19 protein-coding genes are annotated in these 22,573 nt (G+C 61.0%); 10 read left to right on the top strand and 9 right to left on the bottom strand.

Annotation, left to right across the window (positions count from 1 at the left end):
- The first annotated feature begins 24 nt into the window (after positions 1 to 24).
- From J3P93_RS27300 to J3P93_RS27265, 8 genes are all read left to right on the top strand, one after another.
- On the top strand, positions 25 to 612 hold the full coding sequence (locus tag J3P93_RS27300; RefSeq protein ID WP_434593933.1) for a hypothetical protein: 588 nt from the start codon (positions 25 to 27) through the stop codon (positions 610 to 612).
- A 299-nt stretch (positions 613 to 911) separates the two neighbouring features.
- Complete coding sequence (locus J3P93_RS27295) at positions 912 to 2,570, top strand: Na/Pi cotransporter family protein (protein WP_434593931.1); 1,659 nt, start codon at positions 912 to 914, stop codon at positions 2,568 to 2,570.
- A 124-nt stretch (positions 2,571 to 2,694) separates the two neighbouring features.
- Positions 2,695 to 4,095 (top strand): M16 family metallopeptidase, encoded by a 1,401-nt coding sequence (locus J3P93_RS27290; protein ID WP_434593928.1) that lies wholly within the window; start codon positions 2,695 to 2,697, stop codon positions 4,093 to 4,095.
- 185 nt (positions 4,096 to 4,280) lie between these two features.
- Positions 4,281 to 5,309, top strand: a complete 1,029-nt coding sequence (locus J3P93_RS27285; RefSeq protein WP_258451044.1) for a DUF2914 domain-containing protein — start codon at positions 4,281 to 4,283, stop codon at positions 5,307 to 5,309.
- A gap of 54 nt (positions 5,310 to 5,363) precedes the next feature.
- Positions 5,364 to 6,512: an MlaE family lipid ABC transporter permease subunit gene (locus J3P93_RS27280; protein WP_434593926.1), complete on the top strand. Its 1,149-nt coding sequence runs from the start codon at positions 5,364 to 5,366 to the stop codon at positions 6,510 to 6,512.
- A complete protein-coding gene (locus J3P93_RS27275) occupies positions 6,509 to 7,312 on the top strand; it encodes an ABC transporter ATP-binding protein (RefSeq protein ID WP_434593923.1) in 804 nt (267 codons plus the stop codon). Before J3P93_RS27280 ends, J3P93_RS27275 begins: the two co-directional genes overlap by 4 nt.
- 1 nt (position 7,313) lies before the next feature.
- Positions 7,314 to 8,252, top strand: coding sequence for an MlaD family protein (locus tag J3P93_RS27270; protein ID WP_434593920.1), 939 nt, complete (start codon positions 7,314 to 7,316; stop codon positions 8,250 to 8,252).
- Positions 8,249 to 8,872, top strand: coding sequence for an ABC-type transport auxiliary lipoprotein family protein (locus J3P93_RS27265; protein ID WP_434593918.1), 624 nt, complete (start codon positions 8,249 to 8,251; stop codon positions 8,870 to 8,872). Before J3P93_RS27270 ends, J3P93_RS27265 begins: the two co-directional genes overlap by 4 nt.
- A gap of 117 nt (positions 8,873 to 8,989) precedes the next feature.
- Here J3P93_RS27265 and J3P93_RS27260 read toward each other — a convergent pair whose 3' ends face one another.
- From J3P93_RS27260 to J3P93_RS27240, 5 genes are all read right to left on the bottom strand, one after another.
- Positions 8,990 to 10,219: a nucleoside recognition domain-containing protein gene (locus J3P93_RS27260; RefSeq protein ID WP_434593915.1), complete on the bottom strand. Its 1,230-nt coding sequence runs from the start codon at positions 10,217 to 10,219 to the stop codon at positions 8,990 to 8,992.
- Positions 10,220 to 10,422: 203 nt separating this feature from the next.
- Complete coding sequence (gene gltP, locus J3P93_RS27255; protein WP_434593912.1) at positions 10,423 to 11,754, bottom strand: glutamate/aspartate:proton symporter GltP; 1,332 nt, start codon at positions 11,752 to 11,754, stop codon at positions 10,423 to 10,425.
- A gap of 707 nt (positions 11,755 to 12,461) precedes the next feature.
- Positions 12,462 to 12,926 (bottom strand): inhibitor of vertebrate lysozyme family protein, encoded by a 465-nt coding sequence (locus J3P93_RS27250; protein WP_434593909.1) that lies wholly within the window; start codon positions 12,924 to 12,926, stop codon positions 12,462 to 12,464.
- A gap of 2 nt (positions 12,927 to 12,928) precedes the next feature.
- Positions 12,929 to 13,093, bottom strand: a complete 165-nt coding sequence (locus J3P93_RS27245) for a DUF1328 domain-containing protein (protein ID WP_003177151.1) — start codon at positions 13,091 to 13,093, stop codon at positions 12,929 to 12,931.
- A 74-nt stretch (positions 13,094 to 13,167) separates the two neighbouring features.
- Complete coding sequence (locus J3P93_RS27240) at positions 13,168 to 13,455, bottom strand: hypothetical protein (RefSeq protein ID WP_093096338.1); 288 nt, start codon at positions 13,453 to 13,455, stop codon at positions 13,168 to 13,170.
- A 429-nt stretch (positions 13,456 to 13,884) separates the two neighbouring features.
- On the opposite strand from J3P93_RS27240, the gene algB reads away from it, so the two are divergent.
- Positions 13,885 to 15,231, top strand: a complete 1,347-nt coding sequence (gene algB / locus J3P93_RS27235) for a sigma-54-dependent response regulator transcription factor AlgB (protein ID WP_093096334.1) — start codon at positions 13,885 to 13,887, stop codon at positions 15,229 to 15,231.
- Positions 15,232 to 15,241: 10 nt separating this feature from the next.
- Positions 15,242 to 17,032: an ATP-binding protein gene (locus J3P93_RS27230; RefSeq protein WP_093096328.1), complete on the top strand. Its 1,791-nt coding sequence runs from the start codon at positions 15,242 to 15,244 to the stop codon at positions 17,030 to 17,032.
- Positions 17,033 to 17,059: 27 nt separating this feature from the next.
- On the opposite strand, the gene J3P93_RS27225 is transcribed toward J3P93_RS27230, so the two are convergent.
- The 4 genes from J3P93_RS27225 to J3P93_RS27210 all read right to left on the bottom strand — a co-directional run bounded on the left by J3P93_RS27225 (position 17,060) and on the right by J3P93_RS27210 (position 22,565).
- Positions 17,060 to 18,673 carry an EAL domain-containing protein gene (locus J3P93_RS27225; protein WP_434593905.1) on the bottom strand — a complete coding sequence of 538 codons (1,614 nt, stop codon included), beginning with the start codon at positions 18,671 to 18,673 and terminating at the stop codon, positions 17,060 to 17,062.
- 76 nt (positions 18,674 to 18,749) lie between these two features.
- Entirely contained in the window at positions 18,750 to 19,532 is a 783-nt protein-coding gene (locus J3P93_RS27220; protein ID WP_434593902.1) for an N-acetylmuramoyl-L-alanine amidase, read from the bottom strand.
- Between the two features lie 100 nt (positions 19,533 to 19,632).
- Positions 19,633 to 21,690 (bottom strand): diguanylate cyclase, encoded by a 2,058-nt coding sequence (locus tag J3P93_RS27215; protein WP_434593899.1) that lies wholly within the window; start codon positions 21,688 to 21,690, stop codon positions 19,633 to 19,635.
- Positions 21,687 to 22,565: an endonuclease/exonuclease/phosphatase family protein gene (locus J3P93_RS27210; protein WP_434593896.1), complete on the bottom strand. Its 879-nt coding sequence runs from the start codon at positions 22,563 to 22,565 to the stop codon at positions 21,687 to 21,689. The genes J3P93_RS27215 and J3P93_RS27210 overlap by 4 nt, the downstream gene beginning before the upstream one ends.
- Positions 22,566 to 22,573: the final 8 nt, after the last annotated feature.

Here is a 22,573-nt window from a genome sequence, read left to right as displayed (position 1 = left end):
TGTTGGCGTACAGCAGTGTTCTTCATGTCGTTCGTGTGCCTGACGTCTCTTCACTATCCGATGGATTTTCTGATTGTTCACATCGGCAAGCCATACGCCGAAGTCGTCAAAGACTCCAGTTTCCCTGTTAAACGAAAAACAGCCATATATCCAAGTGACCCTCCCAAGGTCGACTCGACTTGGATAAGCAGCCCGGTCGTGATTACTTTTGATGATCCCGAGCATGGCTTTACCTTGCCCAAAACAATTTACGGCGCGGTGGGCTATACCAAGGGAAAAGTAGACGGCATAACGACGTCGCCAATGGTTGAATCGCTTCCCTTTGATAAGACAATTGCGCTCTTGGCCGAGCTGCAAACGATGTTCAGGAACGCCAACTGGACTCCTGAACCCGTTGAGGGAAATGATTGGATCAAAGTGCAGAGTGATGATGAAAGGCGACAGCTACAAGCGAAGCTTTTTGATCAGGCGGATGGGGTCATTCTTCTGGTTCCACACAAATACAGCCTGCTGATGCACATCAAGTGCTATGCGCGATGTGATGAGCGGAATGTGAAGACGGCCAGGTATTTAATCGACGTTGGCCTGAGCAGGGACCACTTCAGCGATTGATCCTGCAAAACCACAATCCTGTAGGAGTGAGCCTGCTCGCGATAGCGGTCTGTCAGTCAACGATGATGTTGAAGCTGATGGCCCTATCGCGAGCAAGGCTCACTCCTACATTCGTTTGCGCTGAATTCAACGTAAAGACAAACCCGTTTTTCATGACACTTTTGTTTCAATCCACGCTTTAGCTGTGCAATGCTGGCGCCGAGACCGTTCGCCAACTACAGCTTAAGTATCAAGAACGTAGAAACCGCGCGGTGCCGTCCACTTGCCCCTCTGGGGCGCTGCTATCAGAGGGGGTCTGCATGCTCACCCTGCTCAATCTTCTTTCTGCCGTGGCCCTGCTGATCTGGGGCACGCATATCGTCCGAACCGGCATTCTGCGGGTGTACGGGACCAATCTGCGACATGTCATCGGCCAGAACATGTCCAAGCGCTGGCTCGCGTTCGTTGCCGGCATCGTCGTGACCGCTATGGTGCAGAGCAGCAACGCCACGGCGATGCTGGTGACTTCGTTTGTCGGTCAGGGCCTGATGGCGTTGACGCCGGCGCTGGCAACCATGCTGGGGGCCGATGTCGGTACGGCGCTGATGGCGCGGGTGCTGACGTTTGACCTGTCGTGGTTGTCGCCGCTGCTGATCTTTCTCGGGGTGATTTTCTTCCTGTCGCGCAAACAGACGCGGCTCGGGCAGATGGGCCGGGTGTCGATCGGTCTGGGGCTGATCATTCTCGCTCTGCAATTGATCGTCGAAGCGGCGGCGCCTATTACTCAAGCCCAAGGTGTGAAGGTTATTTTCGCCTCGCTGACCGGCGACATTTTGCTCGACGCCCTGGTTGGCGCGTTGTTTGCGATGATTTCCTACTCCAGCCTCGCAGCCGTGCTGCTCACCGCCACCCTGGCCGGGGCCAGTGTGATCAGCCTGCCGGTGGCGATCGGTCTGGTGATCGGCGCCAACATCGGCAGCGGCATCCTCGCGTTCATGAGCACCAGCATGCAGAACGCCGCCGGCCGGCAGGTGGCGCTGGGCAGTCTGCTGTACAAACTGATCGGCCTGCTGCTGATCATTCCGGTACTCGATCCGCTGGTGCACTGGATCGACAGCCTCGATTTCAGCCCGCAGGAAATGGTCATCGGCTTCCACCTGCTCTACAACACCGCGCGCTGCCTGATTCTGTTGCCGAGCGTCGGGCCGATGGCGCGGCTATGTGCCTGGTTGCTGCCGGAGCGGCCGGAAGTCAACGGCACGGCCAAACCGCGGCATCTCGACCCGACGGCGCTGGTCACGCCGAGCCTGGCCTTGGCCAACGCCGCGCGCGAAACCCTGCGCATCGGCGACCTGCTCGACAACATGCTCGACGCCACCCTCGATGTGTTGCGCGGCAAGCAAACGGCGGTGACCCAGGAAATGCGCCGGATCGCCGACGACATCGAGTCGCTGTACAGCGCCATCAAGCTGTATCTGGCGCAAATGCCCCGCGAGGATCTTGGCGAGCGCGACAGTCGGCGCTGGGCCGAGATCATCGAGCTGGCGATCAACCTGAAACTCGCTGCCGACCTGATCGAACGCATGCTGCGCAAGATCCAGCAGCAGAAAACCTCACAGCGCCGCTCGTTCTCCGAAGAAGGCCTGGAGGATCTGGCCGGGTTGCACCAGCAATTGATCGCCAACCTGCGCCTGGGGCTGTCGGTGTTCCTCAGCGGTGATCGCGAAAGTGCCCGCCAGTTGTTACGCGAAAAACGCCGCTTTCGCGCCCAGGAGCGGCGTCTGGCTCATGCGCATGTCAGCCGTTTGCAACGCAAGATCGTGCAGAGTATCGAAACCAGTTCGCTGCACCTTGAGCTGATCGCCGACATGAAGCGCTTGAATTCGCTGTTTTGCGGCAGCGCCTATGTGGTGCTGGAAACGGCCGACACCGGGGCTCTGGCGGTGGACGATATGACTGACATTACGCATTCGCCTTGAACGACTGGGGCTGGGGTCAGTCAGTTACAGTGGTTCAGCCTTGAGACCGTCATCGCTGGCTTGCCAGCGATGGGGGTCGCAACTGACGACACGGATCTCCAAATCAGCCGTATGGAAGCCTGTTATGCGTTGCCTGTTGTTCGCCTGTCTGTTGCTCGGTTCCCTGCCCGCCCTTGCCCTGGATCGGTTTCAGGTCGAAGGCTATGCGCTGCCCAACGGTTTGCAGTTGCTGCTCAAACCCGGCACCGAGCGCGGCCATGTGGCGATCCGGTTGATGGTCGGCGTCGGTCTCGACGATTTCGATTGTGACGAAAAAGAGCTGCCGCATTTGCTGGAGCATCTGCTGTTCAGCGGCATCGACGCGACCGGTGAAGGCGGACTGGAAGAACGCATGCAGGCGCTGGGCGGTGACTGGAATGCATTCACCAGCAATGCCGACACCACATTCGTCATCGAGGCGCCGGCGAAAAACCAGCGCAAGGTGCTCGACCTGCTCCTGGATTTGCTGACGCAGACACGCATCGATGACAACGCGATCAACGCCGCCAAACGCGTGGTCGAGCGCGAGGACGGCGGCCATTACACCAAACTGCGGCGGTTCCTCGATCGCCAGGATCTGGGGCATTCCGCGAGCAATCAACTCGCCGTGGAGCTGGGTCTGAAGTGCCCGCAACGCGCCGAAGTCGAGCACCTGACTCAGGCGCAATTGGAAAAGGTCCGCAAAGCCTGGTACGCGCCGAACAACATGACCCTGATCGTCGTCGGAGAACTCGACAAGCTGCTGCCGGCCTATCTCGAACGCACTTGGGGCGCGCTCGAAGCGGTCGACCCGAGCGAGCATCGGCCGCTGCCGGACATTCGCGCCAGCGCCGCCCATGAACGCACCCTCACCCGCGGCTTTATCGGCGACAACGCCAAGCTGCACTGGCTGGTACCGGAACCGGTGCTGGACGATCAGTACGATCAGACCTTCGACATCCTCAAGGATTACCTCGACTGGGCGCTGTACCGGCAGATCCGCCTCAATCACGGTTTGTCCTACGGGCCGTGGGCCGAGCGCGAAGTGTTCGGCGGTGTCGGCTTCATGAGCCTCAACGCTGATCTGGACCGCGATGACGTCGACGAAGCGATTCAGGTGCTCGAAGACCTCAAGGCCGATCTGCTGAAGAGCGGCCTCGACCCAACGACCTTCGCCCGCATCAAACAGGCCTCCATCGCCCATCAAGCGTGGGCCGTGCAAGGCAACAGCGCGATGGCTGATTATTACTGGAGTGCGTTGGCCGACTACCAGGACGGGCGCTTCGCCAATCCCGCGCGTCAGCTGCAAGGTGTGACGCTGGAAGCGGCGAACAAGGCCATGCGCGAATTGCTGCTGCAACCAGGCTATTTGCGCATCGAAAAACCGTTGATCGGTGACGATCAGGTGCTGTGGATAAGTGCCGGTGGGTTGGGTGTGGTGTTGCTTATGCTGATCGGCTGGCACGTGTATCACCGCGGCAAGCGCTCGGCGCGACCTGACACATAACCCTGTGGGAGCGAGCCTGCTCGCGAAGGCGCCGGCTCATCCAACGATGATGGCGCCTGACACGCCGCCTTCGCGAGCAGGCTCGCTCCCACAAAGGAAAATCGGTGCGAGCCCAAACTCGCCACATCGCCCGGCGGACGCTACTCTGTCGAAGTATTTCCCCACTCTGTCGTGAACCGCCCGCCATGCCGAAATTACAGCTCCTGATCCAGCGCCTCCTCGAACTGATGAAGCGCTATCCCGGGGTCATTGCGCTGGGTGGTTTCATCTCCGGGGTCGGCAGTTTCATGCTGGTCGATCGCCAGCAGGGGCTGGCGAGCTGGATCACCGTGATCATGCTGCTGAGCTGGATCTGGCTGATGCTGGAAAACACCCTGACCGGACTGTTCACGCGGATCTTCAAACGTGAGATTCCCCAGCCGCTGCTGCGTTACGCGACGCAGATGATCCATCAGGAAAGCCTGTTTTTCGTCCTGCCGTTCTTCTTCATCACCACCACCTGGAACAGCGGCCAGTTGTTCTTCACCGGCCTGCTCAGCGTCGCCGCCCTGATCTCCATCGTCGATCCGCTGTATTACAAATGGCTGGCGCCACGGCGCTGGGCGTTTCTGGCGTTGCACACCCTGACCCTGTTCGCCGCCCTGCTCACCGCGTTACCGGTGATCATGCACCTGACCACCGCGCAGAGTTTCAAATGGGCGCTGGGCATTTCCGTGTTGTTGTCGTTTCCGAGCCTGGCGTCGATCTTCCCGATCCGCACGCTGCGCAATGCCTTGGCGATTTTGTGCATCACCGTGGGCATTGGCGGCGTTGGCTGGGTGCTGCGTTCGTGGGTGCCGCCGGCGACGCTGTGGATGACCGACGTGGCAATCAGCACCACGTTGCAGGATCGCACCCCGGGCGCCAGTCTCGACACGGTCAGCGCCGAGCAGATCCGCAACGACGGGCTCTACGCCTACACCGCGATCAACGCGCCGCGTGGCCTCGATGAGCGGATTTATCACGTCTGGCAGTTCAACGGCAAAGAGGTCGACCGCATCGCCCTCGACATTCACGGCGGGCGCAAGGAAGGTTACCGGGCGTGGACACACAAGCAGAACTTCCCCGGCAACCCGGCGGGCAAGTGGCAGGTGCGGGTGCTGACCGAGGATGGCCAACTGATCGGTGTGCTGCGCTTCGCCATCACTGACAGCACACCGGCCAAAGAAAAGTAATCCGGTTCGTGCTATTACGTAGGCTCTCGTAACAGCCGTACAAGCACGGAGCTTATGACCAGCAGCCCAACCCCCGGCAGCGCCCGCCTGGACACCTCGCTCAGCCCTGCCCGCCTGCGGGTCAGCGGCGACTGGACGCTCGCCCATTACACGGCGCTCAAGCACCTGAGCGAAAAGCTCCACGGCCAGTACGACACCAATACCCCGATCGATCTCAACGACCTTGGCGCGCTCGACACTGCCGGCGCGTCGTTGCTGGTGGAATTGCTCGGTGCCGAACGCCTCGGCAAATCCGCTGAACACCCCGATTGCACGCTGTCGGCAGCCGATCGTGCCTTGCTGCAGACCGTGTATTGCTCGCTGAGCGATTTCTGCGTGCCGCTGAAGGAACCGGAAGTCAGCGTCAGCGTGCAACTGCTCACGCGCATCGGCCGCGCCGTCGACACCGTGTGGCAAGACACCCTGCAACTGCTCGGCTTCGTCGGCCTGATCCTTGAAACCCTGGCGCGCGGGCTGCTGCGGCCCAAGCGCTGGCGCATCACGCCGATGATCGCGCACATCGAACAGACCGGCCTCGACGCCGCGCCGATCGTGGCCCTGCTGACGTTTCTGGTCGGCGCCGTGGTGGCGTTTCTCGGCGCGACGGTGCTGGCCGGTTTTGGCGCGACGATTTTCACCGTCGACCTGGTCGGCTTCTCGTTCCTGCGCGAATTCGCGGTGCTGCTGACGGCGATCCTGATGGCCGGGCGCACCGCCAGTGCGTTCACCGCGCAGATCGGCTCGATGAAAGCCAACGAAGAGATCGACGCGATTCGCACCCTCGGCCTCGACCCGATGGAGCTGCTGGTGGTGCCGCGGGTGCTGGCGATGCTGGTGGCGTTGCCGATGCTGACCTTTCTGGCGATGCTCTCGGGGATCATTGGCGGTGGCGTGGTCTGCGCGGTGTCGCTGGATATCTCACCGGCGATGTTCCTTTCGCTGCTGCAATCGGACATCGGCGTGCAGCACTTTCTGGTCGGTATGGTGAAAGCGCCGGTCTTCGCTTTCCTGATCGCTGCGATCGGTTGTCTGGAAGGCTTCAAGGTCAGCGGCAGCGCCGAATCGGTCGGCGCGCACACCACCTCCAGCGTGGTCCAGTCGATTTTCGTGGTGATCGTGCTCGACGCGGTGGCTGCGCTGTTTTTCATGGAGATGGGCTGGTGAGTCGTCTACCCCGCGCGCCCTCCGAGGCGGTGATCGAAGTGCGTGGCCTGTGCAATCGCTTTGGCAGCCAGAGCGTGCACGAGAACCTCGATCTGGATGTGTACAAAGGCGAAATCCTCGCCGTGGTCGGCGGCTCCGGCACCGGCAAATCGGTGCTGCTGCGCAGCATTGTCGGGCTCAACCGGCCCAGCGAAGGTGTGGTCAAAGTGTTCGGGCAGAACCTGCCGAATCTGGCCGAACATGAACGTTCGTTGATCGAAAGGCGCTTTGGCGTGCTGTTTCAGAAAGGCGCGCTGTTTTCCTCGCTGACCGTTACCGAAAACGTCGCCCTGCCCCTCATCGAACACGCCGGCCTCAGTCGCCACGACGCCGAGCATCTGGCAGCGGTGAAGCTGGCGCTGGCCGGGCTGCCGCTGTCGGCGGCGGACAAGTACCCGGCGTCGCTGTCCGGCGGGATGATCAAACGCGCGGCACTGGCGCGCGCCCTGGCACTGGATCCGGACATTCTGTTTCTCGACGAACCCACTGCCGGCCTCGACCCGATCGGCGCAGCGGCCTTCGATCAGTTGATTCTGACCCTGCGCGATGCGCTCGGCCTCAGCGTGTTTCTGGTGACCCACGACCTCGACACGCTCTACACCATCACCGACCGGGTGGCGGTGCTGGCGCAAAAAAGGGTACTGGTTGCCGGGCCGATTGATGAGGTCTCGGAAACCGACGACGCGTGGATTCACCAATACTTCCACGGCCCGCGTGGCCGCTCGGCGCTGGACGCCGCCAAACTGCTCAACGAGGTCTGACATGGAAACCCGAGCCCATCATGTGTTGATCGGCCTGTTCACGGTGATCGTGGTGGCAGGCGCCCTGCTCTTCGGTCTGTTCCTGGCCAAGTCCAGCGTCGACACCGAGTTCAAGGATTACGAAGTGGTGTTCAACGAGGCGGTCAGCGGCCTGTCCAAGGGCAGTTCGGTGCAGTACAGCGGGATCAAGGTCGGCGATGTGGTCAGCCTGCGCCTCGACCCGCAAGACCCGCGCCGGGTGCTGGCACGGATTCGTCTGGCGGGCGACACGCCAGTGAAGGAAGACACCCAGGCCAAACTGGCGCTGACCGGGATCACCGGCACCTCGATCATCCAGCTCAGCGGTGGCACGCCCGAGAGCCCGAAATTGCGCGGGCATAACGGTCAGTTGCCGACCCTGATCGCCTCGCCCTCGCCTATTTCACGCCTGCTCAACGACAGCAGCGATTTGATGACCGGCATAAGCGCGTTGCTGCAAAACGCCAATCACATGTTCTCCGCCGAGAACGTCGAGCGTGTGAGCAAGACCCTCGCCCATCTCGAACAGACCACCGGCACCATCAACGACCAGCGTGGCGACATCAAGCAGGCCATGCAGCAACTGGCGAGCGTCGGCAAACAGGCTGGCAGCATGCTCGAGCAGACCTCGCTGCTGATGCGCAACGCCAATGGCTTGCTCAACGATCAGGGCAAGCAGGCCCTGGGCAGCGCCGAGCAGGCGATGAAGTCGCTGGAGCAAAGCAGCGTGACCATCAATGGCCTGCTCAGCAAAAACCAGAATTCGCTGGATAACGGCATGCAAGGTCTCAATGGCCTGGCGCCGGCGATCCGCGAACTGCGCGAGACCCTGACCTCGCTGCGTGCCATTTCCCAACGCCTCGAGGCCAACCCCAGCGGCTACCTGCTGGGCAGCGACAAGAACAAGGAATTCACTCCATGAAACTGACCCGAATCGCCCTTCTCGGTGCAGGCCTGACCTTGCTCGGCGCGTGCTCGATCCTGCCGCAGGCGGAACCCTCGGACGTCTATCGCCTGCCCGCCGCGCCAGCGCCGGCCTCCGCCAATGCGCTGACTCAGCCGTGGTCGCTGCGGCTGAACAAATTGCAGGCCAGCGAAGCGCTGAACCGGCCGAGCATCGCGGTGATTCCACAGGGTGACGTGATCAGCAGCTACAAGGGCTCGCGCTGGAGCGATCCGGCGCCAGTGCTGCTGCGCAACCGCCTGCTCGACGGTTTTCAGCGTGACGGTCGGGTGACGTTGCTCAGCACCGATGACAGCAATTTTCAGGCGGATCTGGAACTGGGCGGCAGTCTGCAGGCATTCCAGACCGAATATCAGGGCACCCAGGCCAGCGTCGTGGTGCGCGTCGATGCGTTGCTGGTGCGCGGCTATGACCAGCGGATACTTGCCAGTCGACGCTTTGAAGAACGCCAACCGTTGAGCGCTGTGCAGGTACCCGCAGTGGTGGCCGGGTTCGGTCAGGCCAGTGATCGGCTGACTGCCAAAGTCGTCGCCTGGGCGGTCGAACAAGGCCAGAAACTCGCGCCACATCCGCGCTGACACACCGCAATCCCTGTAGGAGTGAGCCTGCTCGCGATAGCGGTGTATCAGTCACCGATTATGGCGATTGATACACCGCTATCGCGAGCAGGCTCACTCCTACAATGGGATCTGTGTTTAGCCGAAGAACCAGTAGCAGACAGCGATAGCGCCCACCACCCCGGCAAACTCCGCCAGCAACGCACACCCTACCGCATGCCGTGCGCGCTGAATCCCCACCGCGCCGAAATACACCGCCAGCACATAAAACGTCGTTTCGGTACTGCCCTGCACCGTCGCCGCCACCAGCGCCGGGAAGCTGTCTACGCCGGAAGTCTGCATGGTTTCTATGAGCATCGCCCGCGCGGCACTGCCGGAGAACGGTTTGACCATCGCCGTCGGCAATGCATCGACGAAGCGCGTGTCCCAACCGGCCCACTCGACCAGATGGCGGATACCGTCGAGGCCGAAATCCAGCGCGCCCGATGCCCGCAACACGCCCACCGCGCAGAGCATCGCCACCAGATACGGCAGCAGATTCTTCGCCACGTCGAAGCCTTCCTTCGCGCCTTCGACGAACGCTTCGTAGACCTTGACCTTGCGCAGCGCGCCAATTACCAGAAACAGCATGATCAAGCCGAACAGCGTGAGATTGCCGAGGATCGACGACAATCCCGCCAGTGCGGTAGCCGAAAGGGTGCCGAGCAGGGCCATGAAGCCGCCGAGGGCGAGGGCGCCGGGGATCAGGTAGGCCAGTACCACCGGGTCCCAGATGCGCAGACGCTGCATGAACGCCACCGAGAGGAAACCGACGATGGTCGAGCAACTGGTCGCCAGCAGGATCGGCAGGAACACCAGAGTCGGGTCGGGCGCGCCTTGCTGGGCGCGGTACATGAAGATCGTCACCGGCAGCAGGGTCAGGGAGGAGGCGTTGAGCACCAGAAACAGGATCTGTGCGTTGCTGGCGATGGTGGCGCTGGGATTGAGTTCCTGCAGCGCCTTCATGGCTTTCAGGCCGATCGGCGTCGCGGCGTTGTCGAGGCCCAGACCATTGGCGGCGAAGTTCAGGGTGATCAGGCCGAGGGCAGGGTGGCCGCGCGGGACTTCCGGCATCAGCCGCAGAAACAGCGGCCCGAGCACTTTGGCCAGCCATTCGACAATTCCAGCCTTCTCGGCGATACGCAAAAAGCCCAGCCAGAGGGTGAGGGTGCCGAACAGCAGCACCATGACTTCGACCGAAAGCTTGGCCATGGCGAAGATGCTTTCCACCATCGCCGCGAAAATCCCGGCGTTGCCGCCGATCAGCCACTGCGCCAGCGCCGACACGGCTGCCACGATGAAGAAGCCAAGCCACAGGCCATTAAGCATCAGTCAAATCCCCCGAAGAATGCCGCGAATGATAGCGGGGTGGCCAGAAACGACAAACCCCGGATTGCTCCGGGGTTTGTTTATAACGGCTGGCGGTGATCCCTGTGGGAGCGGGCTTGCCCGCGATGGCGGTGTGTCATTCAGCGAATAGGTTGAATGTGCCACCCTCATCGCTGGCAAGCCAGCTCCCACAGGGTCTGGCATTAATTTTTCGAGATTTCGCCCACCGGCAATTTTTCCTTGCTGCGCCAGTGCGGCAGGGAGTTCCAGTAGCGCTGGCCCTTGGCATCGTCATACATGCCTTCCCAACGCGAGATCACCAGCACTGCCAGGGCGTTACCGATCACGTTCAGCGCGGTACGGGCCATGTCCATGACACGGTCGACACCGGCGATGAACGCCAGGCCTTCCAGCGGAATACCGACGCTGCCCAGAGTCGCCAACAACACCACGAAGGACACGCCCGGTACGCCGGCGATGCCTTTGGAGGTGACCATCAGGGTCAGCACCAGCAGCAATTGCTGGCTGATCGACAGGTCGATGCCGTACAGCTGGGCGATGAAGATTGCCGCGATCGACTGATACAGGGTCGAACCGTCGAGGTTGAACGAGTAACCGGTCGGCACCACGAAGCTGCAAATGGCTTTCGGCGCGCCGTAGGCTTCCATCTTCTCGATTACTCGTGGCAGCACGGTTTCCGAGGAAGCGGTGGAGTAGGCCAGCACCAGCTCATCCTTGAAGATGCGCATCAGCTTCAGCACCGAGAAGCCAAACATCTTGGCGATCAGGCCCAGCACCACGAAGGCGAAGAAGGCGATGGCCACGTAAACCAGGATCACCAGTTTGGCCAGCGGCAGCAGCGAGGCGAAGCCGAAGTTGGCGACGGTCACCGCGATCAGCGCGAACACACCGATCGGCGCGTAGTTCATGATCATGTGGGTGACCTTGAACATGCTTTCCGAGACGCCCTGGAACATCTTCACCAGCGGCTCGCGCAGGTCCGACTGCAGGCTCGACAGGCCGAGACCGAACAGCACCGAGAAGAAGATGATCGGCAGCATCTCGCCGCGGGCCATGGCCGCAAAGATGTTCGACGGGATCAGATTGAGGATGGTCTCGATGAACGCATGTTCATGTTGTACTTCGGCGGCGGTCGCCTGGTACTTGGAGATATCCACCGTGCCCAGCGTGCTCATGTCGATGCCGGCACCCGGATGGAACAGGTTGGCCAGCAGCAGGCCGACGACGATAGCAATCGTGGTGACGATCTCGAAATAGATGATCGTCTTCAGGCCGATACGCCCGAGCTTCTTGGCGTCGCCGACGCCGGCAATGCCGACGATCAGGGAAGAAATGACGATCGGGATGACGATCATCTTGATCAGACGGATAAAGATATCGCCTGCCGGTTGCAGGACGTTGCTGATCCACCACGCCTTTTCGGCACTGAAGTGGTTGAGCAACGCACCGATTGCAATCCCCAATACCAGACCGATGAGGATCTGCCAGGCGAGGCTAAGCTTTGCCTTCTTCATTATCTTTACCCTTACTTGCGTTTGACTCAGGCACATGCAGGAACTGGAACGCTCATCAGCGGAAAAGTCTGTGCATCTGCCTCCGTATAAGGTGCCCCGAAGCGCGTGTTTACGGCTCTTCGGCAGGCGAAAAAAGGCGCAACTATTCCGATGCAAGGTTGCGCCGTCTAATGCCGTAACCGCCTACCCTATGCCGAATCGGCATGAGCTTTTTCAATTGAAACTGGCGTCCCAACCGGTTCGATTGTGACATTTCAGCCGCTATAAGTGCCGTGAACCGGCCATTCCAGCGTAGATCGGTCGATTTGCGTGGGAAAAATATCGGCAGAAATTTTGCGAAAAAGCCTACGTGAGGAGACTAGAAGTCCCACTGTTTAAACGGTTTCTTTATCGATATACGGTCGTCAGGAAACACCGCGTAATATTTACACGCGCAGTGTCGACGATAAAAAGGCTGTGAAGGGCGCGCTGGATCAAGCTTTTTGCGGGTGGGGAAGCTCAGCGCAAGTCCGTCGAGCCATGATCGGCCGACGAACCTGCGACGCAGCTTTTACTTACCCTGACCCGGCCCTCGCGCAGGCACTCCCTGTACCCGTAGGTCACTCCGACCCTGCAACAGTCAGAACGTCCCGGCCCCCTGGTCATGCACCGACCCTCCTCGGGTGGGCGCAATGGAAAGCAGCAGGGCTGCTGCCTTCATGTTCGAATCAGTACCACTTCGGATCTTTCTTCAGGGTTTCCATCAGCAGATCCTGCATCCCTTGGTCGGGTTTGCCGAAGAAGCGGTAGGTGGCATGTCGCGTCGGCGACTTGTCCTGCGGCAGACCTTCCGGCACATCGACCAGCATGGCGTAGGCGTCGTCCTTGTCGAAGCTGAAGGCGACGATCAAGCGATGGTTCAGGCATTTGTCCTGACTTTCGCAGAGCGGGCCCACCAGATATTTGTCGCCGTCTTCAGTGACGGCGTGCATCTGTTGCTCCGAGGTGCCGGAGAGGTTGATCACCCATTCCGGTACGCGCTCTTCCTTTTTGATTACGCCTTCCCAGGTTTCCCGGTATTGCGCATCGGACGCGAGCAACTCGTTGACCCGCGTCTGGCCGTCATTGGCCGCCATCGCCATGGCACTCCCGCCCAGAAGCAGGGCGGCGGCCAGCGTCTTCAAGACTGTCATCGTTAACCTCGGCCGCGACGGCCAAAGAAGAAGGAAGCGATGAACATCACCAGGAACACGACAAAGAGAATCTTGGCGATACCCGTGGCGGTGCCCGCGATACCACCGAAGCCCAGTACGGCGGCGATGATGGCAATGATCAAGAATGTAATTGCCCAGCTCAACATGGTGATTCTCCTTACTTCTCTATTTAGGGGTGTTACGTGTTCCGGCGCGACGCGCCCGAATCGGTTTTAGCGAGTCAGAAAACCCAACGTTCTTCGCGAGGCAGTTGATCCAGCGGTTGGGCCTGATCGACTTCCATCATGCGCATCGTGGCGCGCTCGTCCTGAGTGCTGCTGACGGCGCTGAAATGGCTCTGCGTCGCATGCTGCATCGACACCAGTGGCGCTTCCGGCTGCTGGCTGTTTTCCCAGCGCAGGTATTGCTGGCAGGCGATCAGGGTGATCAGCAGCGCCAGCACAGCGAACAGACCTTGCTGGATATGCAGTGGCGAGAGACGCATGTGGGCGGCACGTTGGCGAGTCATCCTGGGTTCCTCACTCTTGTTCGGTTGGGGCAGTGCTGATCTGCCCGGGCTGAAACAGGTATTGCAGCCTGCATGCCAGTTTTTCAACGTTCAGAAACATCTTTAAAAACAACGAGTTACAGATATTTGAAAAAGCCTTCGCGACGCATCCTGCACGATGGGGTTACCCAGCGTCGTGCGGATTGCACGATTATTTCGTAGGAGATTTCGGTCTTACGGAATGAAGAGCACGCCGCAGATGTCAGAGATGTACGCAGGAGAAACCCTGCAAACCGGTGGCGGATTAAAAAATCAATAAAATCAACGTATTGGCCGTATCGGCTGGAGAGGGCTACCCTCCTATGGCTGGCATCGTTCAGAATAAACCATGCAACTTGCCCGATTTTTCCGGGACTAACCCAAGACCAATCACTATGGAGCGTAGGAAAAATGGAATCTGCCACTGAGCATCAAGGCCGCATTCTGCTGGTGGACGACGAATCCGCCATCCTGCGTACCTTCCGTTATTGCCTCGAAGACGAAGGTTATACGGTGGCCACCGCCAACAGCGCGGCTCAGGCCGAGGCATTGCTGCAACGTCAGGTGTTCGATCTGTGCTTCCTTGATTTACGCTTGGGCGAAGACAACGGCCTCGATGTGCTCGCGCAAATGCGCATTCAGGCGCCCTGGATGCGTGTAGTCATTGTTACCGCGCACTCGGCTGTCGACACCGCGGTGGATGCCATTCAGGCGGGCGCGGCGGATTATCTGGTGAAACCGTGCAGCCCCGACCAGTTGCGTCTGGCCACCGCCAAGCAACTGGAAGTGCGTCGGCTGTCGGCTCGCCTCGAAGCGCTGGAAGGCGAAATCCGCAAACCCAAGGACGGCCTCGACTCCCACAGCCCGGCGATGAAGGTTGTGCTTGAGACGGCCCGCCAGGTCGCCAGCACCGATGCCAATATTCTGATTCTCGGCGAATCCGGTACCGGTAAGGGCGAGTTGGCCCGCGCCATTCACGGCTGGAGCAAGCGCGAGAAGAAATCCTGCGTAACCATCAACTGCCCTTCACTGACCGCCGAGCTGATGGAAAGCGAACTGTTCGGCCATAGCCGCGGGGCGTTTACCGGCGCCAGCGAAAGCACCTTGGGCCGGGTCAATCAGGCTGACGGCGGTACGCTGTTTCTCGACGAGATCGGCGATTTTCCACTGACATTGCAGCCGAAACTGCTGCGTTTCATCCAGGACAAGGAATACGAACGGGTAGGCGACCCGGTCACCCGCCGCGCGGATGTGCGGATTCTCGCGGCAACCAACCTCAACCTCGAAGACATGGTGCGCGACGGGCGCTTTCGTGAAGACCTGCTCTATCGCCTCAACGTCATTACGCTGCATCTGCCGCCCTTGCGTGAGCGTGCCGAGGACATCCTGACCCTGGCCGACCGCTTCCTGGCGCGTTTCGTCAAAGAATATGCGCGTCCGGCGCGTGGTTTCAGCGACGAGGCCCGCGAGGCGCTGCTCGGCTACCGTTGGCCCGGCAACATCCGTGAGCTGCGCAACGTGGTCGAGCGGGCCAGCATCATTTGCCCGCAGGAACGTGTGGAAATCAGCCACCTCGGCATGGCCGAGCAACCGGCCAATAACGCGCCACGGGTCGGCGCCGCACTGAGCCTCGACGAACTGGAAAAAGCTCATATCGGCGCCGTCCTCGCCACCGCCGGCACTCTCGACCAAGCCGCCAAGACCTTGGGTATCGACGCCTCGACCCTGTACCGCAAGCGCAAGCAGTACAACCTGTGAGCGCCCGACGATGAAACTGGCGATGAAGTTGCGGACCCGTTTGTTCCTGAGCATTTCCGCGCTGATCACCGTGGCCTTGCTCGGGCTGTTGCTCGGGCTGGTCAGCGTGATGCAGATGGCCGGAACGCAGGAAGCGTTGGTGCGCAGCAACTTCGTCACCCTTGAGCTGGGGCTCAAGTTGCGTCAGACCTTGGGCGATCAACTGATCATCATGCTCGCGGAAAAGCCTGATCCCGTCGCGTTCGAGGCCTCCAAACAGCATTACTTCCAGTTGCTCGACGAAGGTATCGCCAAGGAGCAGCACGATGAAGAGCGCCAGTACGGCTTCAGCCAGGCCAAGGCCGACTACCTGAGTTTCCTGCAAGCCTTCGACCTGTCGCGTGACCCGAGCAACGCCGCAAGCTCCAGCGCCGATTTCCGAGAGCGCTTCAATATTCTCCGAAACGGGCTGATCACCGAACACAAACACGCACTGGATAAAATCAACGGCGTACAGAACGACGCGCGTGATCGCGCCCTGTTGATCGCTGGCCTGCTCGGGCTGGTCGGACTCGCCGTACTGATTATCGGATTTGTCACGGCCCACGGCGTAGCCCGGCGTTTTGGCGCGCCGATCGAAGCGCTGGCGCAAGCGGCGGACGAAATCGGCAAAGGCAAATACGACGTGACCCTGCCGGTGTCCTCGTCGCTGGAACTGAATCAGCTGACCAAACGTTTCGGCCAGATGGCCGAGGCCTTGCGCGAGCACCAGGCGACCAACGTCGATGAGCTGCTGGCCGGGCAGCAACGCTTGCAGGCGGTCCTCGACAGTATCGATGACGGCTTGCTGATGATTGATCGCCAAGGGCAACTGGAGCACCTCAATCCAGTCGCGCAGCGGCAACTGGGCTGGGAGGATGACCGTCTCGGTCAAGGCCTGGGCACCGCCCTCGGGCGGCCTGAGCTGGATGCGCAGCTGCAACTGGTATTACGCGGCGGCACCCTTGAGCGCGCGCCAGACGATCTGAGCATCGAAGTCGACGGCGAATCGCGCTTGCTCACCTACAGCCTGACGCCAGTCAGCCATACCCAAGGGCACATCCTGGGCGCTGTGATGGTGCTGCACGATGTCACCGAGCAGCGTGCATTCGAACGGGTGCGCAGCGAGTTCGTCCTGCGCGCCTCCCACGAGTTGCGCACGCCGGTTACCGGGATGCACATGGCGTTCGGCCTGTTCCGCGAGCGGGCGAAGTTCCCCGAAGAGTCCCGCGAAGCCGACTTGCTCGACACGGTCAACGAGGAGATGCAGCGGCTGATGCAGTTGATCAACGACCTGCTCAATTTCTCGCGCTACCAGAACGGCTTGCAGAAACTCACGCTCGCACCATGCTCCATCGAGGACCTGCTGGAACAGGCGCAATTGCGCTTCGCCGAGGCGGCAGAGGCCAAAGGCATTGCCTTGAAGGTCGAAGTGCAGGGACCGTTGCCGCGCTTGCAGGCCGATCAGGCACAACTGGATCGGGTCCTCGACAATTTGATCGACAATGCGCTGCGTCACACCGCGCGCGACGGGCAGATCCGTTTGCAGGCGCGTCGGCACGGCGAGCGGGTGATCATCAGTGTCGAAGACAATGGCGAAGGCATTGCGTACGGCCAGCAGGGGCGAATTTTCGAACCGTTCGTGCAGGTCGGCCGCAAGAAGGGCGGCGCCGGGCTCGGGCTGGCGCTGTGCAAGGAAATTGTCCAGCTGCACGGCGGCCGCATGGGCGTGTATTCGCGGCCGGGGCAGGGTACGCAGTTTTATATGGCTCTTGCCGTTTAGGCATTCTTTGAAGGTACCTGTGTGTTTCTAGGCTTCGTCGTCCATGCGCCGCCCGGCGAGGCGACGGCCACGGGTGATCAGTTCGATGAACTGCACCGCGCTCAGTGCATGAGCGAACAGCCAGCCCTGGCCGAACTTCACCCCCTCACTGCTGAGCAATTGCGCTTGTGATTCCAGCTCAATGCCTTCGGCAATCACCTTCAGATCCAGCGCCTGTGCCATATGAATGATATGCGGCGCAACGCCGCTGCTTGCCGCGTCATGGCCGAGGGCATCGATGAACGCCTTGTCGATCTTCAGGCAGTCCACCGGCAATGTTTGCAGATAGGCAAGGCTGCAATAGCCGGTGCCAAAATCGTCGATCAGGACCTGATGGCCGACATCGCGCAAGGCTTGCAGATTCTCCCGTGCCACCACCACATCGATCAGGCCACGTTCGGTAACTTCGAAAGCAATCTGCCGCGCCGCGACCCGGTGCAAGGCCAGCAGACGCGCCATGACCTGTCCGACCCTCGGCACCATTACGTCGCAGGCAGCCAGATTGACCGAAATATAAAGCTGCGGATTGGCGCGCAATAACTGCCCCAGTTGCTCCAGCAAGCGCTGCAGGACGAAGTCGGTCATCTGCCGAATCTGCCCGGTGTTTTCCGCCATCGGAATAAACAGATCGGGGCTGGTCAGCGTGCCGTCCGGTCGTCGCCAGCGCAGCAGGGCTTCGGCGCCGACACAGTTGCGGCTGTCGAGATCGAAGATCGGTTGATAGAGCACCTGCAACTCACCGCGCCGAATCGCGCCGTGCAGCTCGGCATCGAGGGACTGGCGCTGGCGCACCAGCAAGAACACGCAGAAGCCAACGAAGGCGCCGAGCACCACGCACAGCGGGATCACCCACCACCATACGACGGGAATGTGCATGCCGGTGCGTGGCGCGATCAACACCAGCTGATATTCCGGGTTGTCTGTGGGCATGCGGTAGATCAGGCGGGTTTGCGTGACTTGCAAGGCCGCGCTGGCTTTCAGCGGCCACGGTTCGGTTGGCGGCCATGCCTGCGCCTGGCCCAGCACCGGGATGGCCCGGGTGCCGTGATCGAGTACTACCAACAGGCTGCTGCCGGGCGACAGGTCGACCATGTCGGTGAGGTGCCCGCGCGAGGTGGCCACGCGGAAATTGCCGCGCCCGAGCATCAGCGCCGCGCGGTTCTCATCAGGTTCTGTGGTGGTGTTCAGCCAATAGCTGTAGGTCGGGCCTGTGATGTCCGGCGCGCGCGCACTCGACAGGCCTTCCTGGCGCGGGCGGTTGGAGCAGGTGCGCGAGGCGTCCATGTAAGCCGCTTCATACACGAAGCGATAGTTGAAGGTGACTTGTTGCAGGGTGGCGATCATTTCATCGTCGCAGCTGCGCAACGGCTGAGCTTCAAGATCGTCCAGGCTTTCGCGCAACTGGCCGAACAGCTGTTCCAGGCGCACCAGAAAACGCTCGCCTTGGGCGTTCATTTCCTGGCTTTCATTCTGCTCGACTTGACGCATCGCCACGAACATTCCGCCGGCAATCAGCAGGCCGGCACTGAGGACAGCCGCGATCATCGCCAAAAACACCGGGCGATAAAACCAGCTACGCAGCGTCTCTCGGGTAGCAGCCATCAGGGGATATCCGAAGAATTACCAATGAGTTATAGCTGCTGATTGTGAATCTGCCCTGACCGTCGGGCGGGCGTCATTATTTTGTCTGATTGAGGACCAGCAGCAGCGCCGCGGTTTGCGCGTCCGGCGTGCCATCGAAGCGCGCAGGGCGATAGTGCATTTGAAACGCCGCGAGGACGTGGCGGGTGGCGATATCCAGTTCGCCGGTTTGCGGAGTGTCGTAGCCCACACGCGCCAACTGTGCCTGGAACCAGCTGATGCTTGGCAGCTCGCCGTTGTTGAATATTGCTTGCTGACGCACCACCGCTTGTTCGTTCGGCCACCGGCCAAGGCCTTCAGCGGCGAGACGCTTCCATGGGAACAATGGGCCCGGATCGAGTTTGCGCAGCGGCGCAATATCGCTGTGACCGATGATGTGCTGCGGGCTGATACCGTTGCGCTTGCTGATGTCCTTGAGCAGGGCGATCAGCGATTGAATCTGCGCTTCGCTGTAGGGGTACCAGAGGCGCCCGGTTGGGGTGTCCTTGAAACCGGGATTGACGATTTCGATGCCGATCGAGCTGGAGTTGAGCCAGGTGCGGCCCTGCCACTGGCTTTCGCCGGCGTGCCAGGCGCGCTGGTTCTCGTCCACCAGCTTGTAGATCGTGCCGCCCTTGTCGTCGCCGATCAGGTAATGACTGCTGACTTCACCGTGGGTCAGCAGTTGCAGGGACCGCTCCAGCGAGGCCGAAGTGTAGTGAACAACCACAAACTGGATGCGGCTGTCGAAGTTGGCCGAAGGGTGGCTGGTGTCGTAACGCGGGCCGCTGGCGCAACCGGCCAGGACGAGCAACGAAGCGATAAGGGCGAAAAATTTCATGGCAGAGAAGAGTACGCGGGAGACGATAATGCAACAGTGTAACGTAATGCCCCATGTATCAACGGTCAGCGAGGCAAATAAACAAAATGGAACAATTTGTTCAGCCCAGCTCGACTCGATTGCGACCTGCATTTTTTGCCCGGTACAGCGCCTGATCGGCTCGTTTCAGCACCGCGTCGCTATGTTCTCCGGCTCTGAATGACGCGAGCCCCATGGAAAGGGTGATCGTCACGCGCTCGCCTTTGAAGTGAAACGGGCAGGCTTCGATTGCCGCTCGCAACCCCTCCAGCAGTTTCGCACCGACCGCTGGCGGTGTGGCGGGCAGCAGCAGAACGAATTCCTCACCGCCAAAACGCGCGATGAAGTCAGAGCCGCGCAGGCGTTTGCGCAACACCGTGGCGATGATCTTCAACACTTTGTCACCGGCCAGATGGCCATAGCTGTCGTTGATCCGTTTGAAGTGATCAAGGTCGAGCATCGCCAGGCTCAGGGTGTTGCCGTGCTGCTGCCATTGCTTGATTTCGTGTTCGAGGCGTTCGCTCCAGGCCGCGCGATTGGGCAGGCCGGTGAGCGGGTCGATCAGGGCTTTCTGGCGTTGCTCTTCAAGATGTTCGCGAAAGCCCAAGGCTTCCTGCTCCATATGCGCCACCCGTTCAGACAAGCCTTTGAGCCGCGCCGCCACTTCCTGTTCGCGGGCGTCGCGCTGCTGGCGGTGCTGGTCCATGGTGCCGAGCAGGCCTTCAAGATGGTTTTCCAGCACTTGCTTGAGGTCGTCCAGGTCTGCCGCCTCTTGCACGCTGGTCTGCAGGCCGTCGACCTGCTCGCGGATCTGCGTGTCCATCGCCCGCGCTGCCGAGCTGTTGTCGGCGTGGCCGTCGCTGGCGGCTTGCAGGTTGCTCTGAAAGGCTTCGAGGCGTTCATTGAGTTGCTGCAGATATGCTTCGAACTCATGCTGGCCGCTGTCAGTGATCGCCAGCATCAATGTGGCGAGATCGTCGAGGATCGGGATCAGTTCGTACCAGTTCAGACCATGTTTGAGCCGATCGCGCATCGCTTCGGCTTGCGGGCGATGGCGTTCCGGCAGGGTCAGATCGTCAAGCAGGCCGATCAGGGTGTCTTCGATGTGCCGGGCGACCGAACTATAGGACGGCTCCGGAGAGTCTGGCAGGGCAAACAGGATGTCATGCTCCGACTGCTCCGGGTCGATCGCGGCCAAGGCCTGGGCGATCGGCTCGGGCAGCGGCAGACTGTCGAGGATCAGCGGCACCGGGTCGCCGGGATGAATCAGTTCGTCGGGGTTGACCGCGGCGGGCGGCTGAACGGCAGCCGTGGCGAACACGGGCACGGGTTCGAAGGGCTTTTCTGGCGGCTCGGTCGGATGAGCGGCGACATCGCTGGCAACCGTGGGCGGCACGAAAGCCACCACTTCCTCCGGTTCTATTGGGCTCTGCGCTGCCGGCAGGGGCGTTTCGTCAGACGGCGCACTGATCGTGGCAGCGGGCGCGACTGTCATCGGCGCGGTCGGAACTGGTGGTACCAGCTCGGGTTCGGGCTGTGCGGCTGCTTCGGCCTGGATGGGCGGCGTAACCTCTGCGGTCGATGTAGCTTGTTCTGGCGTCGGCGTCTGCGGGTTATCGCGATTGCCGAACAAACGTTGCAGCAAGCCCGGACGTCCGGGTTCTGCCGGGGTTTCCAGCTGGCTCAACGCCTTGCCTTGCAAGCCACTCAGTTCGCTGAGCAACAGCGGCATTTCCCGCGCCGAGCTGACGCGGCCGTCCAGTTGCTTGGCGAATTTCTTCAAGGGTTGCGCGACTTCACGCGGCAGCGGCAACGCCTGTAGCTGCGTGACCAGCGACGTCAGTGCGGTGCTGACCTGTTCGATACGGGTTTCCCGGCGCTGCTCGGAGTCGAGCACGGCTTTTTCCAGGCGTGGCAGCAGGGCGGCGAGGCCGGCGTCCATGTCGTCAGTGCGCACCACATCGCGCATCTCTTTCATGCACTGATCGACCGCCTTGTCGGTGCCTTCCGCCGCCAGGGTGCTGCGTACCAGACCGCGGCGCAGCAAGTCGAGGCGGGCGGCCCAGCGCCGTTCGAGCTTGTCCTGTTGTTCGATGCTTTTGAGGTATTTCTCTTTCCAGCGTTGGGCGTCGTCGCTCATTCAGGGCTTCCGCGAAGGTCAGGACTCAACGCGGGCAATGCATCGGCCGTGAGCGAACCCGGCAGACGAATCTCTACCGCGACCGGCAGGTGATCGGAAATCGGTTGTGCCAGCACTTCGACCTTTTCCAGAGTCAGGGTCGGGCTGAGCAGAATATGATCAAGGCAGCGCTGAGGACGCCAGCTGGGGAAGGTCGCTTCCACCTGCGGGGCCAGCAGGCCAAGATCGCGTAACGGCGAGTTTTGCAGCAGATCGCTGGCGTGGGTGTTCATGTCACCCATCAACACTTGATGCTTGTAGCCACCGATCAGCTCACGGATATAGGCCAGTTGCAGGCTGCGCGTACGCGCGCCAAGGGCCAGGTGCATCATCACCACCACCAGCGCTTCCGGGCCTTCGCCGAAGCGCAGCAGAATCGCGCCGCGACCTTTCGGGCCGGGCAGCGGGTGATCTTCAATCGCCCACGGCTTGAGGCGACTGAGCACGCCGTTGCTGTGCTGGGCCAGTCGGCCGAGGTTGCGGTTGAGTTGTTGATACCAATAGGGGAAGGCGCCGAGCTGGGCCAGATGTTCGACCTGATTGACGTAGCCCGAACGCAGGCTGCCGCCATCGGCTTCCTGCAGGGCGACCAGATCGAAGTCGCCGAGCAGTTCACCGATCTTTTGCAGATTGCCCGAGCGCCCGGTGTGCGGCAGCAGGTGCTGCCAGCTGCGGGTCAGGTAATGCCGATAGCGCTCGGTGCTAATGCCGACCTGGATGTTGAAACTGAGCAAACGCAGACGCTGGTCTGCGGGCAAGCCCGTAGACGCCAGATGATGCTCGTTGACCTGCGGATCATGCAGGCCAACACTGCGTTCAGACTTCCAGCGGCGCATGGCGATGG

The organism is Pseudomonas sp. R3-57, from assembly GCF_051132065.1.
Taxonomy (GTDB): Bacteria; Pseudomonadota; Gammaproteobacteria; order Pseudomonadales; family Pseudomonadaceae; genus Aquipseudomonas.
This window is presented reverse-complemented; position numbering and strand designations above follow the sequence as displayed.